At 38.1% G+C, this 17,488-nt stretch carries 15 protein-coding genes; 13 read left to right on the top strand and 2 right to left on the bottom strand.

Annotated features, from left to right (window positions below; translation table 11 throughout):
- The 6 genes from IGM13_RS08065 to IGM13_RS08040 all read left to right on the top strand — a co-directional run bounded on the left by IGM13_RS08065 (position 1) and on the right by IGM13_RS08040 (position 8,944).
- Positions 1-900 carry a PTS mannose/fructose/sorbose/N-acetylgalactosamine transporter subunit IIC gene (locus tag IGM13_RS08065; protein ID WP_002357253.1) on the top strand — a complete coding sequence of 300 codons (900 nt, stop codon included), beginning with the start codon at positions 1-3 and terminating at the stop codon, positions 898-900.
- A complete protein-coding gene (locus IGM13_RS08060) occupies positions 887-1,696 on the top strand; it encodes a PTS system mannose/fructose/sorbose family transporter subunit IID (protein ID WP_002357254.1) in 810 nt (269 codons plus the stop codon). The genes IGM13_RS08065 and IGM13_RS08060 overlap by 14 nt, the downstream gene beginning before the upstream one ends.
- A 19-nt stretch (positions 1,697-1,715) precedes the next feature.
- Positions 1,716-2,123 (top strand): PTS sugar transporter subunit IIA, encoded by a 408-nt coding sequence (locus tag IGM13_RS08055; protein WP_002419866.1) that lies wholly within the window; start codon positions 1,716-1,718, stop codon positions 2,121-2,123.
- 150 nt (positions 2,124-2,273) lie between these two features.
- On the top strand, positions 2,274-6,248 hold the full coding sequence (locus tag IGM13_RS08050; protein ID WP_048945163.1) for an endo-alpha-N-acetylgalactosaminidase family protein: 3,975 nt from the start codon (positions 2,274-2,276) through the stop codon (positions 6,246-6,248).
- A 776-nt stretch (positions 6,249-7,024) separates the two neighbouring features.
- The gene (locus IGM13_RS08045; protein WP_002386882.1) at positions 7,025-8,179 is read left to right on the top strand and encodes an AI-2E family transporter; all 1,155 of its coding nucleotides are present in this window, start codon (positions 7,025-7,027) and stop codon (positions 8,177-8,179) included.
- 120 nt (positions 8,180-8,299) lie between these two features.
- Positions 8,300-8,944 (top strand): DUF998 domain-containing protein, encoded by a 645-nt coding sequence (locus IGM13_RS08040; protein ID WP_002420102.1) that lies wholly within the window; start codon positions 8,300-8,302, stop codon positions 8,942-8,944.
- A 46-nt stretch (positions 8,945-8,990) separates the two neighbouring features.
- Here the strand turns inward: IGM13_RS08040 and IGM13_RS08035 are convergent, their stop codons facing one another.
- Entirely contained in the window at positions 8,991-9,560 is a 570-nt protein-coding gene (locus tag IGM13_RS08035) for a hypothetical protein (protein ID WP_002361963.1), read from the bottom strand.
- Between the two features lie 221 nt (positions 9,561-9,781).
- Here IGM13_RS08035 and IGM13_RS08030 point away from each other — a divergent pair, with 221 nt between their 5' ends.
- The 4 genes from IGM13_RS08030 to IGM13_RS08015 all read left to right on the top strand — a co-directional run bounded on the left by IGM13_RS08030 (position 9,782) and on the right by IGM13_RS08015 (position 13,602).
- Positions 9,782-10,234 (top strand): DUF2188 domain-containing protein, encoded by a 453-nt coding sequence (locus IGM13_RS08030; RefSeq protein WP_002420103.1) that lies wholly within the window; start codon positions 9,782-9,784, stop codon positions 10,232-10,234.
- Between the two features lie 190 nt (positions 10,235-10,424).
- Positions 10,425-11,444, top strand: a complete 1,020-nt coding sequence (locus tag IGM13_RS08025) for a branched-chain amino acid aminotransferase (RefSeq protein WP_002408876.1) — start codon at positions 10,425-10,427, stop codon at positions 11,442-11,444.
- 133 nt (positions 11,445-11,577) lie between these two features.
- On the top strand, positions 11,578-11,898 hold the full coding sequence (locus IGM13_RS08020; protein WP_002420104.1) for a cupin domain-containing protein: 321 nt from the start codon (positions 11,578-11,580) through the stop codon (positions 11,896-11,898).
- 63 nt (positions 11,899-11,961) lie between these two features.
- Positions 11,962-13,602, top strand: a complete 1,641-nt coding sequence (locus IGM13_RS08015) for a peptide ABC transporter substrate-binding protein (protein ID WP_010816574.1) — start codon at positions 11,962-11,964, stop codon at positions 13,600-13,602.
- Between the two features lie 97 nt (positions 13,603-13,699).
- On the opposite strand, the gene IGM13_RS08010 is transcribed toward IGM13_RS08015, so the two are convergent.
- The gene (locus IGM13_RS08010) at positions 13,700-14,575 is read right to left on the bottom strand and encodes an NAD(P)H-hydrate dehydratase (protein ID WP_002420106.1); all 876 of its coding nucleotides are present in this window, start codon (positions 14,573-14,575) and stop codon (positions 13,700-13,702) included.
- A gap of 149 nt (positions 14,576-14,724) precedes the next feature.
- Between IGM13_RS08010 and IGM13_RS08005 the strand changes: the two genes are divergently transcribed.
- From IGM13_RS08005 to purK, 3 genes are all read left to right on the top strand, one after another.
- Positions 14,725-15,591: an SPFH domain-containing protein gene (locus tag IGM13_RS08005; protein WP_025188666.1), complete on the top strand. Its 867-nt coding sequence runs from the start codon at positions 14,725-14,727 to the stop codon at positions 15,589-15,591.
- Between the two features lie 173 nt (positions 15,592-15,764).
- A complete protein-coding gene (gene purE, locus IGM13_RS08000; RefSeq protein WP_002365766.1) occupies positions 15,765-16,253 on the top strand; it encodes a 5-(carboxyamino)imidazole ribonucleotide mutase in 489 nt (162 codons plus the stop codon).
- Positions 16,246-17,370 (top strand): 5-(carboxyamino)imidazole ribonucleotide synthase, encoded by a 1,125-nt coding sequence (gene purK / locus IGM13_RS07995; RefSeq protein ID WP_002420109.1) that lies wholly within the window; start codon positions 16,246-16,248, stop codon positions 17,368-17,370. Before purE ends, purK begins: the two co-directional genes overlap by 8 nt.
- Positions 17,371-17,488: the final 118 nt, after the last annotated feature.

The following is a 17,488-nucleotide window of genomic DNA, read 5'->3' as shown; positions in this document are numbered from 1 at the left end:
ATGAATATCTTATGGTGGCAGATCTTATTATTAACATTATACGCAGGATACCAAATTTTAGATGAATTACAAATTTATTCTTCATTAAGTGCGCCAGTGTTTGCAGGTCTTTTTGCAGGATTAGTGATGGGGGATATTAAAGCAGGACTTATTATTGGTGGAAGCATGCAATTAACTGTATTAGGAGTTGGGACTTTCGGGGGTGCCTCCAAAATTGATGCTAACTCAGGTACGATTCTTGCCACAGCATTTTCTGTGTCTTTAGGAATGAACCCTGAACAAGCAATCGCTGCTATTGCAGTACCAGTTGCTAGTTTAATGATTCAATTAGACATTTTGGCTCGTTTTGCGAATACCTACTTTGCACATCGGATTGATAAAATGGTCGAAGATATGAACTACAAAGGAATTGAACGTAACTTCTTAATGGGTGCCTTACCTTGGTCTCTTTCTCGAATGATTCCAGTCTTCTTAGCACTTGCTTTTGGTGGTGGTTTAGTACAAAAAGTTGTATCTGTCCTAAATGGCGATTTGAAATGGTTAGGTGATGGCTTGTCTGTTGCTGGGGCGGTCTTACCAGCGGTCGGTTTTGCAATTTTACTACGTTACTTACCAGTGAAAAAACATTTCCCTTATTTAATTCTTGGTTTCACTGTAACTGCTTTACTAGGAACAATCTTTACAAACATGCAACTTTTAGGAACATCTGTTGCGAGCGTTGTGAAAGACTTCAGTGGTGTATTTAACGCACTACCAATGTTAGCAGTCGCTTTAATTGGTTTCGCTTTAGCCGCAATTAGCTACAAAAATGGTCAAATGATTCCGAGTGGGCCAGCAGCAAAAAAAGAACATGCAGCGAATGATTCAGACGAAGGAGAGATTGAAGATGACGAAATCTAATTATAAATTGACGAAAGAAGATTTTAAACAAATTAATCGCAGAAGCTTGTTTACTTTCCAATTAGGTTGGAACTACGAAAGAATGCAAGGATCAGGTTACTTGTATACGATTTTGCCACAATTGCGTAAAATTTATGGGGATGATACGCCTGAATTAAAAGAAGTGATGAAAACACACACGCAATTTTTCAATACTTCAAACTTCTTTAATACGATTATTACAGGGATCGATTTGGCCATTGAAGAAAAAGAAGGCATTGCTGGAAAACAAACAGTTTCAGGTTTGAAAACTGGTTTAATGGGACCGTTTGCAGCAATTGGGGATTCAATTTTCGCAGCTTTAATTCCAACTATTTTTGGGGCGCTAGCTGCCAACATGGCGATTAATGGTAACCCAACTGGTATCTTTATCTGGATTGTTGCTCAAATTGCCGTGATGGTCTTCCGTTGGAAACAATTGGAATTTGCGTATCGCGAAGGAATTTCTTTGGTAACAACTATGCAACACCGCTTAACTGCCTTAACAGATGCTGCAACTTTACTAGGGGTCTTCATGGTTGGCGCTTTAGTGGCAACAATGGTTAATGTCAAACTATCATGGGCACCAAGTATTGGGGATGTAACACTTAACATGCAAAATAACTTGGATATGATTTTACCACGTCTACTTCCTGCAGGAATTGTCGGTGGCGTTTATTGGATGCTAGGTAAAAAGAATATGACGTCTACTAAAGCCATTTTTATCGTATTAATTGTCTGTGTCGCATTGTCTGCGTTAGGTGTTATTTCAAAATAAGTAAGACAGGAGAAAATCGATGAGTGAACATTTAGTTTTAGTAAGTCATGGCCGTTTTTGCGAGGAATTGAAAAAAAGTGCGGAGATGATTATGGGACCGCAAGAAACAATTTCCACTGTTGCTTTATTACCAGAAGAAGGTGAAGCTGACTTTTTAGAAAAATTTGAAGCGATTACGGAATCGTTAGAAGATTTTGTTGTCTTTGCTGATCTATTAGGGGGGACACCTTGTAATATTTTATCTAAAAAAATTATGCAAGGTGCTTCGTTTGACTTATATACTGGGATGAATTTACCGATGGTTATCAGCTATGTAAATGCAAGTTTATTAGCGATTGAAGGTGACTATGTTAATGAATCAGCAGAAAGTATTGTGAAAGTCAACGAATTGCTGCTAAATGTTGCAGTAGATGACGAGGATGAATAATTCTGACTTGTTGTCGTAAGTAATCAAAGTTTTTAAGAAAATGATTTAGAGATGGACGTTCCAAAAATAAAAGAATTTATTTTTGGAACGCCCCTTTAATTGCTAATAATGAAAGCGTGTTCAAAAAATGTTAGGGGGCTGATTTATCAGATGAAACATGGGAAAATAAAACGATTTAGTACATTGACACTATTGGCAAGCGCAACGATTTTAGTACCATTAAGTACGTCTGCAGAAGAAACAACAAACAGCAGCACTGAAACAAGCTCATCAATGGTGGAACCTACCGCAACAGAGGAAAAATTGTGGCAATCTGATTTTCCAGGAGGGAAAATTGGTGAGTGGCAAGATGTGATTGGTAAAACAAATCGAGAATTAGCAGGAGAGTCATTGGCGATTTCACGAGATGCAGCAGCAGGTAATAATGCCGTATCTTTAAATTTAGATTCCCCTAAATTAGCTGATGGTGAAGTAGAAACAAAGTTTAAATACACTGCTGGAAGCGGTCGAACGGGTGTGATTATACGTGGTAATACCAAAGATAGCTGGGTTTTTGTAGGCTATAACGCGAATGGCAAATGGTTAGTTGAAAGCCCTAATTCGTGGAATGATTCGATTTCTGGGCCAACGTTAAATGAAGATACGAATTATTTGTTGAAAGTACGTTATGTTGGTGAAAAAATTACTATCTGGCTTAACACCACGTTGATTTACGAAGGAGAACCTGTTTTGGCCAACGGAGACAAAATTCCAACAGAAGCCGGACATGTGGGTGTCCGTTTGTGGTACGACAAAAAAATTGTCAATTATGACTATTTTAAAAATGGCCCCGTAGATAGCATTCCAGAAATTGTGCCAGAAGTGACACAAATTGCGCCAGTCAAAGTTTTTACAAAAATTGGTGTCGCACCAAAATTACCGAAACAAGTAAAAGTGACCTATAATACTGGTAAAGAAGCCAATGAAGCAGTCCGTTGGGATGAAATCGATCCTGATGCATACAAAGAACCAGGGACTTTTGAAGTCGACGGTACTTTGGAAAATACAAACATCAAAGCAAAAGCCAGCGTTGTTGTTGCTAAAGACAATGAAGCTGAAAAAGGCGACAAAATCTCTTCTGCAGATTTAACAGCCGTGGTTGATCCACAATTTCCACGAATTATTCGCTACGAAGACCCTCAGAGTAATCAAGTGATTTTTAATGGCCAACACGAGAAAATTGACCAAGTAATGATTGATGGCAAAGCATATAAAGCAACTGCTGAAAAACAGAAGAGTGAAGCAAATCAAGCCGTTTATAACGTAGCTGTCCCAGAAATTGGTCTGCGTTTCACAACGACATTGACTGTTTCAGAAGGCCAAGAATTAGCTATGAAACTCTCAGATATTCGTGAAGAAGGAACCAAAATACACACAATTTCAATTCCAAATCAAGGCTTGATTTCTGTCAATAGTACAGATGAAGGGGCGACTTTTGCTGGCGTTGTGATGAATACTGGGACAAATGCAAATAACGGAAATAAAAATGGTGATACTATCCAAGATTTAACTACAACAAGCCAAGAAGAAACGAAAAAATATATGTACGGTTTCTTAAATACAGCGAATTATGCTGCAAGTTTTTGGACGAACGCCTATGGAGACGGCTCTGTCGATGGTAGTGATAACAATCGAATCCATAAACAAACAAAAGAAGCGGCGACTGGTTTTGTAACAACCTTGTCAAGTGGGGCATGGACCTATCGACCATTTGATGCACCGGAAGATTACACAACTGGAGAAACGCCAGAAGTGAAAGTTAAATTCTCAAAAGATAGCAACGACGACAAGCGGGTGGATTGGCAAGATGCGGCAATTGGGTTCCGTTCAATTATGAATAACCCAATGGGCGCGGAAAAAGTCCCTGAATTAGTCAACCAACGGATTCCTTTTAACTTTGCTAGTCAGGCGACAAACCCATTCTTAGTGACGTTAGACGAATCAAAACGCATTTACAATTTAACAGATGGATTAGGACAAATGAATTTACTAAAAGGGTATCAAAATGAAGGACATGATTCTGCGCATCCAGATTACGGTGCTATTGGTCAGCGACCTGGTGGGGAACAAGCGTTGAATCAATTAATTGATGAAGGCCATAAATTAAATGCCGTTTTCGGTGTGCATATTAATGACACCGAGTCTTACCCAGAAGCAAAAGGATTTAATGAGGAATTAGTTGATCCAACGAAGCGTGGCTGGGATTGGTTAGATCCGTCTTATTTTATTAAACAAAGACCCGATGCATTGAGTGGTCGTCGCTATGAGCGCTTTAAAGAATTAAAACAAAAAGCACCGAATCTAGATTATATTTATGTTGATGTTTGGGGCAACCAAGGCGAATCAGGTTGGGCAAGTCGTCAACTAAGTAAAGAAATTAATTCACTCGGTTGGTTTACAACCAATGAATTTCCGAATGCTTTAGAGTATGACTCGGTTTGGAACCATTGGTCTGCAGAAAAAGATTACGGCGGTACAACAACAAAAGGCTTTAACAGTACAATCGTTCGTTTTATTCGGAATCACCAAAAAGACACTTGGATTATTTCCGACAACCCTTTGTTAGGTGGAGCTGAATTTGAAGCCTATGAAGGTTGGGTGGGTAAAACCAATTTTAATACCTATCGCCAAAAAACTTTTGCCATTAATGTCCCAACTAAGTTCTTACAGCATTACCAAATTACAAACTGGGAAACTACAACAGCAGAAGATGGTCAAATCTATGGCACGATTAAATTAGCGAACGGTGCTGAAAAAGTGACCGTTACTCAAGCAGATGCTAATTCGCCAAGAAGCATTACGTTAAATGAGACAGAAGTTCTAAAAGGTGATGCGTATCTACTGCCTTGGAATGTCAATGGTCAAGACAAACTATATCACTGGAATCCAAAAGGCGGTACCAGCACTTGGTCATTGGATAAGAAAATGCAAGGAAAAACGAATTTACATTTATATGAATTAACAGATCAAGGGCGTATTGACAAAGGCGCAATTGCCACTAGAAATAACCAAGTGACCATCCAAGCCGAGGCTAATACACCGTATGTCATTGCTGAACCTGACAGTATTGAACCGATGACATTTGGAACAGGAACACCATTTAAAGATCCTGGATTTAATGAAGCCAATACCTTAAAAAATAACTGGAAAGTTTTCCGAGGTGATGGAGAGGTTAAAAAAGATGCCAACGGTGATTATGTCTTTAGTTCAGAAAAAGAAAGAACCGAAATTAAACAAGATATCAATCTTCCTAAACCAGGAAAATATAGTTTGTATCTAAACACAGAAACACATGATCGCAAAGCCACAGTAACTGTTAAAATTGGTGGTAAAAAATATACGCGGACAGTGAATAATTCGGTTGCCCAAAACTACATTCAGGCAGATATTAACCATACAAGCAGGAAAAATCCGCAGTATATGCAAAATATGCGAATTGATTTTGAAATCCCAGATAATGCCAAAAAAGGCTCGGTGACATTAGCGGTTGATAAAGGCAATTCCGTTACAAAATTTGATGATTTACGAATTGTTGAGCGTCAAACGGATATCATGAACCCAGACAAACAAACAGTTATTAAGCAAGATTTTGAAGACACACAAGCAGTTGGGTTATATCCGTTTGTTAAAGGCTCAGCTGGTGGTGTAGAAGATCCACGGATTCATTTATCAGAAAGAAATGAACCTTACACACAATATGGTTGGAATGGAAACCTTGTTTCAGATGTATTAGAAGGCAACTGGTCCTTGAAAGCCCATAAACAAGGAGCAGGATTGATGCTTCAAACAATTCCGCAAAATATTAAATTTGAACCGAACAAGAAATATACGGTCCAATTTGATTATCAAACTGATGGTGAAAATGTCTTTACTGCTGGGACCATTAATGGGGAGTTGAAAAATAACAATGACTTTAAGCCAGTCGGTGAGTTGACTTCGACAGCAGCAGATGGTCAAACCAAGCATTATGAAGCAGAAATAATTGGGGATGCTTCAGGAAACACCACGTTTGGTATTTTTACAACAGGTGCCGATAAAGATTTCATTATGGATAACTTTACGGTCACAGTGGAATCGAAAAAATAAATTTAGTCTATCTAGAAGAGGTCGGGACAGAAGTGTTTAACTCCGAGAACCAAGTAGGTACTGTTTAACATCTATTTGCTTTGCAAATAGTGTTTCTCAGCAATAAGAAGGAATTTCCGGAAATTGTTCTATAATTTTTGGAGACCAAGTCCTTCAATTCTTAGTGATTTATCACTTAGAGATTGATGAGATCGGAGCTCTGCGAAGTAGGTATTGTTCATCATCGAATCACTACGTTCTTCGTGATTCTCAACACTTGGAAGGATTAAGATACGCCGAACACTTGTGTGAGAAAGTCAATTTCAGTTTATTGTTTTCTCGCCAAAGGCTCGTCACAGTTTTATCCTTGTAAGTTCCGAAGGACCTTCACCAAGTAGGTACGATGATTTCATCTGTTCATGCTTCACAGTGAAACATCGCAACTCTTAGAGCTGTAGCTCTTTTGAAGGCTGTACTGTGACGAGACGCATGTCGAGAAAACACCTTAGAAGTTGTTGAGATCGGAGCAACGCGTAGTGTTGCTTCTGTTCCCGCCGTTTATCAGTTTTTGAGCGTGAAGCAAAAATCCAAAGTGATTTTTGTCCCACGCTCTACTTCTTTTATGAAAAGAAGCAAGGTCTAGTGCCTCATTTTTATACTGCAGAATAAACCGACACATTTTTTAAAGTGTCAGGCTTCTTTGTGTATTTCATCAAGAACGAATGGACAAACTTGCCTTTTGCCACAAATCGTTTACAATTACAATGATAGGCATAATTTATTTAGAGGTGAAGTGATTGAAGAAATACAATGTTGATTGGAATTACTGGGTTGTCCGCTTTTTATTTGTAATGGCGCTGATTGTTGGCTATTTATTAATCACGAATTATCAGCACTTTGTCCATAGTGTTTCGGGTTTGTTAGGCATCTTATCCCCATTCATTACTGGGTTCGTGATTGCTTATTTATTGAGTGGAAGTCAGAAAAAAATCGAGGGATTACTAGAAAGAGTTCCTTTACCAGTCGTTAAAAAAGCGAAACACGGCTTGAGTGTACTCCTTTTGTACCTGATTATTTTGTTTATTTTTGTCTTGACATTAAACTATATCGTTCCGCTACTCATTAGTAATTTAGTAGATTTAGCAAACTCTTTACCCACTTTTTATGATCACATGGTTCAGTTTGTGATGAGTTTAGAAGATAAAGGGATTTTAAAAACAGCCGCGATTGAAAAATATTTAAATAGTGTCCTTAAAGATTTGTCGCCGGAACGTTTTTTAAATCAATGGACACAAGCGTTGTTTTCATTAGGAACGTTGACTAAAAATGTTTCTTCATTCTTTTTAAATGCATTTTTGACGTTGATTATCTCAATCTATGCGCTGGTATTTAAGCAATCTATTTTGACATTTGTTGAAAAGGCCGCCCACAAATTGCTGTCTGAAAAAGTGTACAAGCAAACACAAACTTGGTTAAATACAACGAATAAAATTTTCTATAAATTTATCAGTTGCCAATTTCTTGATGCTTGTATTATTGGCGTTTCATCAACGATTTTGTTAAGTATTTTGAATGTGAAATTTGCTGTGACTTTGGGGATTTTATTAGGTATTTGTAATATGATTCCTTATTTTGGTTCGATTTTTGCGTCAATTGTTGCTGGTGTGATTACGCTTTTCACAGGTGGTGTTACTCAAGCCATTACGGTGTTACTAGTTTTATTAATTTTACAACAAATTGACGGCAATATTATTGGTCCTCGAATTATGGGAGATGCCCTAAATGTCAATCCGATTTTAATTATTGTTTCAATTACGATTGGGGGAGCGTACTTCGGCGTCTTAGGGATGTTTTTAGCAGTTCCTGTTGCTGCAATCATTAAAATTATTGTCTCGGAGTGGCTAAATGAATCAAAAGAAAATGATAAGATTGTAGATTCTATTGAATCCTAAAGTAAAACTTTTCGTCTCGCGTTGACGAAAAGTTTTTTAGTGGGAAAGAAAGTTTCATTATTTGGAATTTTTGATATGCTATACTTGAAGTAAATAGAAAATCAAAATTGAGGTGAATAGATGCAGTTTTTAAAAAAATATGGCGGCTATTTTTTAGTTTTAGGGGTCTTACTTGATTTTTTTACACCTTATTATGTCGGATTCAAAGATCAAGGTTACAATCAATTGACAGAAGTAATTAGCTTATTAGGTGATGTGAATAGTCCAGTTAGGGAAACCTTTAATCGGTTAACTATCATTGCGGGAATGTTGATGTTAGCAAGTTTACCTAGGATATATGCTATTTTTTCCAGAAAAACGAAAAAAGGTGCTTGGTTAGTAGTGGCAATGATTGGCGCTTATGGTTTATTTGATTGTATTTTCAGTGGGCTCTTCAGTGTAGACACTTCAAGCGCTGGCACAGTTGCTGCCGCGCTTCATAACGGAGGATCAGCAGTCGGTTATACAGGCTTTTTGTTGTTATCAGGCGTCTTAACCATTATCTATAGTAAATACGGTTCGCAAAAAAATAAAAACCTTTTTGGCTTTTTGTTTATTTTATGTATGCTTGCAGCCGGCTTATATGGCTTAGCAAGGATTCCACAGCTACAACAGGTAAAACCATTTAATTATTTAGGCTTATGGCAAAGAGTGAGTTCATTTTGTAATTATCTACCAATGCTGGCACTGTGTTTACAAACTAAAACCAATGACAAATTTGATTGAACATTTGTCATTGGTTTTTTACTAGTTAAAATTGTCTGGTAATAACTTAATTATTGGCTACGGTGACTTCACCAGTAACAGTGGCACCATCTTTTTCTAAGTCAGCAGAATCTTTGTATTCTTGTTTATCAAAAGTAATATTGCCATTAACTTTGGTACCATTTAAAGTAAAGCCATTTGCTTTCACCTCAATATCACCTTTGACAGTCCCGTGAACGATGTTGAAATTTTCAGAAGAAACGATTAGCTTAGGAACCGTGATTTCATATTCAGCAGTTACTTTTTTATTATCATCTTGAGAATAAAGCGCTAATTTACGATAGACATCGTTGGAATCTTTCCCCTTATCATGGAAAGTACCAGCAACTGTTACCTCTTTATCAAAAGTGACATTGTCAGTAGCTGCGACAATCCAATTTCCTTTATCACTTAACGCCATTTCGAGTTCTTCAGGCTTGGCACTAATTGAAGCACCAGAGACTACTTCTGTACTTGAATTAGCTGTTTCTTTGCTACTAGAACTACTATCTGTTTTTTTATCAGATGAACAAGCACTAAGCAGCACAAGAGCAGCAGTTGCCGTCAAAACAGTGGTGAGTACTTTAGACATTTTCATGAAAATCCCTCCAAAAAAATTTATTTATTTCTTCCTTTATCATAACTGATTCAAAGGGAAATGAGTAATCATACACTCAAAGATTGAGAAGTTTGGCCAACGGGAAATTAGGCTTATTCTCTCAAGAAGGTTCAGGAAATATTCAAAGTAATCATTTCTTTTTCAAATGTTCCTTTTCTGTAGTAAGCTAGTAATAGACAGAATTTAAGGAGGAGATTTTGATGCCTTGGAATATGAATGATTATCCTACATCAATGAAAAATTTAGCACCTTTGATTCGGAAAAAAGCGATAGATATTGGCAATGCGTTGCTTGCGGATGGCTACCCTGATGATCGTGCCATTCCAATTGCGATTAGTCAAGCGGAGAAATGGTATCAAGAGGCAAGTGCAGCAGACAAAAAGGCCTTCGAACAAGAAGCAAATCCTACGAAACAAGATTCGCATAAACAGGATAAACATGCTGGAAAATTATTAACGGCGGCTGTCAACGTTAAATATAAAGACAACCAATGGTTGGTGATTTCAGACAGCGCTGAAAAAGCAAGTAATACATTTACCCACAAACAAGAGGCGGTTGAACGAGCTCAAGAAATTGCTCGGAATAAACAAACAAAGCTGAAAATCTATAAACAAGATGGGACGTTACAAGAAACTAAAGAGTATACTGAATAATTTTTCGAAACTTTGATATTCCGTTGCAATTGAAGAAACGGCTATCAAGGTTTTTTGGCGAGGGAGAAATGGACAAGTAAGAAAAAATAACAAAAGTTAAGAATGAGAATAAGGCTTGCTTTTCTAGTTTTTGGTGGGTACAATTACACTAATTAAGATAAAAAATTAAAATAATTGAGGTGCTACGACAATGGAAAAAGCCAATCTTGATTGGAATAATTTAGGATTTTCTTACATTAAAACGCCCTTTCGTTATATTAGTTATTGGCGAGATGGCAAGTGGGAAGAAGGCACGCTAACAGATAACAATCAGTTAACGATTAGTGAAGGTTCGCCTGCTCTACATTATGGCCAACAATGTTTTGAAGGATTAAAAGCGTATCAATGTGCAGATGGTTCTGTCAATTTGTTTCGTCCAGATGAAAATGCCAAACGGCTACAAAAAAGTTGTGCGCGTCTACTGATGCCACAAGTGCCAGTAGAAACCTTTGTTTCTGCATGCCAAGAAGTGGTGAAAGCCAACCTTGCTTATTTACCGCCATATGGAACGGGTGGCACGTTGTATCTTCGCCCTTATATGATTGGTGTTGGCGATAATATTGGCGTAGCACCTGCCAAAGAATACATTTTTTCTATTTTTTGTGTGCCAGTTGGTTCGTATTTTAAAAATGGTTTAGCACCAACCAACTTTATCGTTTCTGAATATGATCGAGCGGCGGGCCGAGGAACTGGGGCCGCTAAAGTGGGGGGCAATTATGCAGCTAGTCTTTTACCAGGTGCAGAAGCACATGAGAAAGAATTTAGTGATTGCATTTATTTAGATCCGTATACGCATACGAAAATTGAAGAAGTTGGTGCAGCTAATTTCTTTGGCATAACCAAAGATGGTACTTTTATTACGCCGAAATCAGCGTCTATTTTACCAAGTATTACTAAATATTCATTATTGATGCTAGCAAAAGAACGTTTAGGGATGACGGCGCTTGAAGGAGACGTTTACATTGATCGATTAGCGGACTTCTCCGAAGCGGGTGCTTGTGGCACGGCGGCGATTATTTCTCCTATCGGTGGGATTCAAAATGGCACAGATTTCCATGTATTTTATAGTGAAACAGAAGTTGGACCAGTGACCAAACAACTATATGATGAATTGGTTGGCATACAGTTTGGTGACAAAGAAGCGCCAGAAGGCTGGATAGTAAAAGTTTAAAGAGATAAAAAAGAGAGAATTCACGTTCTCTTTTTTTGTGTAGAATATTCAGAATTTTCTATAAAAAGATTGACTTTAATACTATTTAAAGGAATAATGGAAGATACAAGATTTAAAAAAGGAGGGAAAGCTATTGCTTATTAAATCAGCAGAATCAGAAGAAATGACGATTTTTTTTGATAAAGAAAACCAACCAAATGCACAAGTTCAAATGGGCATTATTACATTACAGCCTGGTGAAAAACGGCCTTTAGCTGGATATGCTCGCCATGAACAAGATGAATATTCTTATGTGATTTCTGGCGAAGCACATACGATTTTAGAAGATGGTCAAGACTTAGTTGGAAGAGCTGGACAAGCCCAATTAATTGAAGCTGGTGAAGGGCACATTAATTATAATGATGGGTTGGAGCCAGCAGTCGTTGTCTGGATGCTTGTGGAAAGAACAGAATAAAACGGGAAGCTGTCTTTCTGTAAGTAAGAGCATAAAAAAATGAAGAGTTATAGGAGAAAGAAGATGAAAAAGTATTTAAAAATCACAATAGTTTGTGTTTTATTGGTAGGATTTTTAGCTGGGTGTACCAATAAAAATGAAAATAAAAAGAAACAGAAAAATACCAAAGAAGCCGTTCAACTGATGTCACCCTCGGAATTAACAACACTCAACACCTCTGTATTATTGGATTTTCCAGATGCTATTGTCCAAACTGCAGCGTTTGAAGGGTTATATAGTTTAGATGAACAAGACCAATTGGTACCAGCCGTAGCAAAAGCATTGCCGACGATTTCAGAAGATGGAAAAACCTACACGATTTCTTTGAGAAAAGAAGCGGTTTGGAGTAACGATGATCCTGTCACAGCACATGATTTTGAATATGCTTGGAAAAAAATGATTGATCCTAAAAACGGCTTTGTTTATAGCTTCCTCATCGTTGAAACAATTCAAAATGGTGCAGAAATCTCAGCTGGGAAATTAGCTCCCAATGAACTTGGTGTCACAGCTGTGGATGATTATACATTAAAGGTGACGCTCAAAGAGCCAAAACCGTACTTTACGTCCTTATTAGCTTTTCCTACATTTTTCCCGCAAAATCAAAAAGTAGTCGAACAATTTGGTGCGGACTATGGAACTGCTAGTGATAAAGTCGTCTATAATGGCCCGTTCGTGGTAAAAGATTGGCAGCAAACAAAGATGGACTGGCAACTAGCAAAAAATAATCGCTATTGGGATCGCCAGAACGTGCGCTCAGACATTATCAATTATACGGTTATCAAAGAAACATCTACTGCATTGAATCTTTTTGAAGATGGACAATTAGATGTGGCTACACTAAGTGGTGAACTGGCGCAACAGAATAAAAATAATACGTTGTATCATTCGTACCCAACAGCAACAATGAACTATTTGCGCTTAAATCAAAAACGGAAAGGGCAAGCAACGCCGCTTGCAAACGAAAACTTGCGTAAAGCGTTGGCTTTAGGCATAGATAAAGAAAATCTAGTCAATAATATTATTGCAGATGGTTCTAAAGCTTTACATGGTGCGATTACGGAAGGTTTTGTGGCGAATCCCACAACGGGCCTCGATTTTCGTCAAGAAGCAGGTAATTTAATGGTTTATAACAAAGAAAAAGCGCAAAGTTATTGGAAAAAAGCACAAGCAGAATTAGGAGAAAAGGTTAACGTTGAATTGATGGTAACAGATGATGGTTCTTACAAAAAAATTGGTGAAAGTTTGCAAGGCTCGCTACAAGAACTGTTTCCTGGTTTGACAATAGAGCTAACCGTATTGCCAACGGAAGCTGCATTGAACTTTGGGCGAGAAAGCGACTATGATTTATTCTTAATTTACTGGACACCAGACTATCAAGATCCTATTTCTACCCTGATGACTTTATACAAGGGCAATGATCGCAATTATCAGAACCCTGTCTATGACAAATTATTAGATGAAGCAACCACAACCTATGCCTTAGAGCCAGAAAAAAGATGGGGGAAACTGATTGCAGCTGAAAAAGAAGTGATTGAAACGACTGCTGGTATGATTCCACTTAGCCAAAATGAACAAACAGTCCTGCAAAATGATAAAGTCAAAGGCTTGAATTTTCATACCTTTGGCGCTCCATTAACGTTAAAAAATGTTTATAAGGAAAAATAAAAAGAGAGCCTGGGCTGAAAATCGCTTTTGATTTTCGGCCCAGGCTTAAATCCTGCTTTTTAACCCAAAATTTGTCACCATTTATCCTTTTTGGGTTTTATCTCGAACGCTTCTGTTCTAATAGTTCAGAATCAGGTGCAGTGTGTGGCTGGGCATTTTTTTTCATATATGTCGGCAAGGCTTGACTAATCTTCGTTGGTAAAACAACATAGTCGGTTTTGGCCAAATCATCTCCAATGAGACTGTGTAAGTAAACGGCGCCAGCAATGGTTTCAATTGTCGGCTTAAACTGAGCCAAAAACCCAGCAATGATGCCAGCCAAGGTATCCCCAGTTCCGCCAGTAGCCATCCCAGGGTTGCCACCTGTATTTTGAAAAGGTTCTCCTGCGTGGAAAATTGTGGTGCGATGACTTTTTAAAACAATCGTACTGCCTAATTTTGCTTGTTGGCGCTGGTTATTTGCCAGTGTTTGTTGCTCGATAGGTAAGTGACTCAAACGTTGCCATTCCATTTGATGAGGTGTGAAAACAACTTTTTCAGGATAGGTAAGGGAAAAATTGCCTTGGCTAAATAGGGTAATCGCTGAGCCATCGATAATTAACCATTGTTGTTTTTGATGTTGGGCGAGTACCATCTTTAATATTTGTTGTGCAGTAGCATCTAAGCCTAAACCTGGACCAATTAAAATAACCTCCGCTTGCTCTACGACGTCCGTCAGAAGGACTGTTTCTTCAAAGCCCACGACCATCGCTTCTGGGCATCTTGCATGTAAAGGGCCGTGATTTTTAACATCAGTAATCACAGTGGTGAGACCAGCGCCACTATTGATACACGCTTCGGTACTCATGATGATGGCTCCGCCATATTGACGGTTTCCTCCGATTAATACGACACGCCCAAAATTGCTTTTATAAGAGTCGGAAGGGCGTTGAGTGATGACTTCCTCTAAAATGTCCTTGCTTAAATAGCGCATTCTATCACTCCTTTTCTTGGGATTTCTTTGTTCTCAGTATACTACAAGAGCACTGAAAAAATCAGTTTATTTAATGTTAAAAGTTACTCTATTGAAGGCAATGAGGTGTATAATAAGGACCAGATAAATGAGTTAGGAGAGTGAAACAGATGGAAGAGCAAAAAACATTTTATATGAGTGGCTACGTAGGAATTGCGAGCTTATTAGTTATTTTAATTGCGGGAATTGGTCTATTTATTTATGGAGCGAGTCATACCAATGGTGTTCTTGTTGTTTTAGGTATTATTTTGTTAATTGGCGCTATTTTATTTTTAAGTTCCTTAACTATTGTTAGTCCTAACCAGGCGAAAGCGATTTTATTTTTTGGTCGCTACTTAGGTACGATTAAAGAAAATGGGTTGTTTATTACCATTCCATTTACGCAAAAAATGAACATTTCTTTGAAAGTACGAAATTTCAATAGTTCTCTATTAAAAGTCAATGACTCTGACGGGAATCCAATCGAAATCTCTGCGGTCATCGTTTTTCGGGTAGTCGATACAGCTAAGGCGTTATTTAATGTCGATTATTATCAAGACTTTGTGGAAATTCAAAGCGAAACGGCAATCCGGCATGTAGCAACACAATATCCTTATGACACTTTTTCAGATAATGATGTAACTCTGCGAGGAAATACCGAACAAATTTCCGAGGAGTTAACCAAAGAATTGCAAGAACGCTTAGCAGTGGCTGGTGTAGAGGTTATCGAAACACGGTTGAATCATTTAGCTTATGCAACTGAAATTGCTAGCTCCATGTTGCAAAGACAGCAAGCAAAAGCAATCTTAGCGGCTCGACAAACAATTGTTGAAGGTGCGGTAAGCATGACACAAATGGCCTTAGAACAGATCGAAGAAGGGCAAGAAATTAATTTTACCGATGAACGAAAAGTACAACTTATTAATAATTTACTAGTCTCAATCATTACTGATAAAGGCACACAACCAGTTATTAATACAGGCGATGTTTCTTCTTAAAGAGGAAGCAACGCTAAAAATAGCAAAAAAGAGTCATCTTTCCGATGACTCTTTTTTTTGATAAACACGAACATTATATAATTTTAATCTATAATATTTCGGTTTTTCTTTGACATCTCTTTTTCTCATTGTTAGAATAACAGTGAAAAAAGGCGGAAGGAGTTATTACATTCATGAAACCATTAGTCGCTGTGATTATGGGAAGTACCTCAGACTGGGCAACGATGAAAGCTGCTTGTCTTGTGTTGGAAGAGTTGAAAATTCCTTATGAAAAACGAGTGATATCAGCACATAGGACCCCTGACTTGATGTTTCGTTTTGCAGAGGAATCACGAACGAAAGGATTGAAGGTTATTATCGCTGGCGCTGGTGGAGCGGCCCATTTACCAGGGATGGTAGCTGCAAAGACAACCTTACCTGTCATTGGTGTTCCAGTTAAAACACGAACATTAAACGGTATTGATTCACTGTTGTCTATTGTGCAGATGCCAGGGGGAGTTCCTGTAGCAACAACTGCGATTGGCTCAGCAGGTGCTACCAATGCTGGGTTATTAGCTGCAGAAATACTAAGTATTGATGATTTACAGTTAGCAGAAAGAATCCAAGCAAGACGACAATCATTGGAAAAAGCGGTTATGGAAAGTGGGGAACAACTTGAATAAACCTTTAAAAGTCGGAGCAACTATTGGCATTATAGGTGGGGGACAGTTAGGGCGAATGCTAGTCATGAGTGGTAAAAAAATGGGTTTCCAAATGATTGTGTTGGACCCAACGCTCAATAGTCCAGCTGGTCAAGTAGCTGACCGTCAAATTGTGGCAGCCTTTGATCAGATATCTGCTTTAACTGAACTAGCAGAGTTATGCGATGTGATCACCTATGAATTTGAAAATATTGAAGTGGCCTCCCTAGAAAAGGCCATTCCTCTAGAAAAGCTGCCACAAGGAACAGAATTGTTAAAAATTACTCAAAATCGATTGCTTGAAAAAACGTTTCTTCAATCGATTGGCTGTAAGATTGCCTCTTTTGCGGAAGTGAAAAGTCAGAAAGAGCTGCCACAAACAACAGAAAAGATTGGTTTTCCATGTGTCTTAAAAACTATTCAAGGTGGATACGATGGAAAAGGACAGGTCGTCTTAAAATGCGAAGAGGATTTCTCCCAAGCGACTGAATTATTAGCTAACGCTACTTGTGAATTAGAAAAGTGGGTGCCTTTCACTAAAGAACTTTCAATCATCGTTGCAGGGAATAAGCATGGTTACCAAAGCTTTCCTGTATCTGAAAACATTCATCGAAAGAATATCTTGCATGAATCAATTGTGCCCGCTCGAATTTCTGAGAATGTGCAACAAAAAGCAGCGGAATTGGCGCAACACATTGCTGAGGAATTAAATTTATCTGGGGTTTTAGCTATCGAACTGTTTTTAACGGATTCAGAAGAGTTGTACGTCAATGAATTAGCGCCACGGCCTCATAACTCAGGTCATTACTCTATTGAAGCTTGCTCATTTAGTCAATTTGATGCGCATATTCGAGGGATTAGCAATTGGGGCATTGGGTTACCCCAGTTACTTCAACCAGTGGTTATGGTGAATCTCTTAGGTGAACACTTAGAAAAAAGCTACCAGTTATGCACGTCAAAACCCACTTGGCAAGTCCATTACTATGGAAAAGCTGAATCAAAAGTGGGCAGAAAAATGGGCCACGTCACCATTACAACACCTTGCTTATCAGAAACGTTAAAGGAAATTGAGGCTGTTGGTATTTGGAACGTAACTTAATAAATGCTTGCTCCAAGCAAGTTTTTTATTTTTACATTCGACAAACACGAACGATTATTGTTTTTTTGTAACTAATGTAAGTTTTTGTCTGATGTAAATCAGCTGGCTTAGAAAGAAT

It is taken from the genome of Enterococcus sp. DIV0561, assembly GCF_050539875.1.
In the GTDB taxonomy this organism is placed as follows: domain Bacteria; phylum Bacillota; class Bacilli; order Lactobacillales; family Enterococcaceae; genus Enterococcus; species Enterococcus faecalis.
The sequence above is the reverse complement of the archived record's forward strand: the minus strand, read 5'-3'. Positions and strand labels throughout refer to the sequence as shown.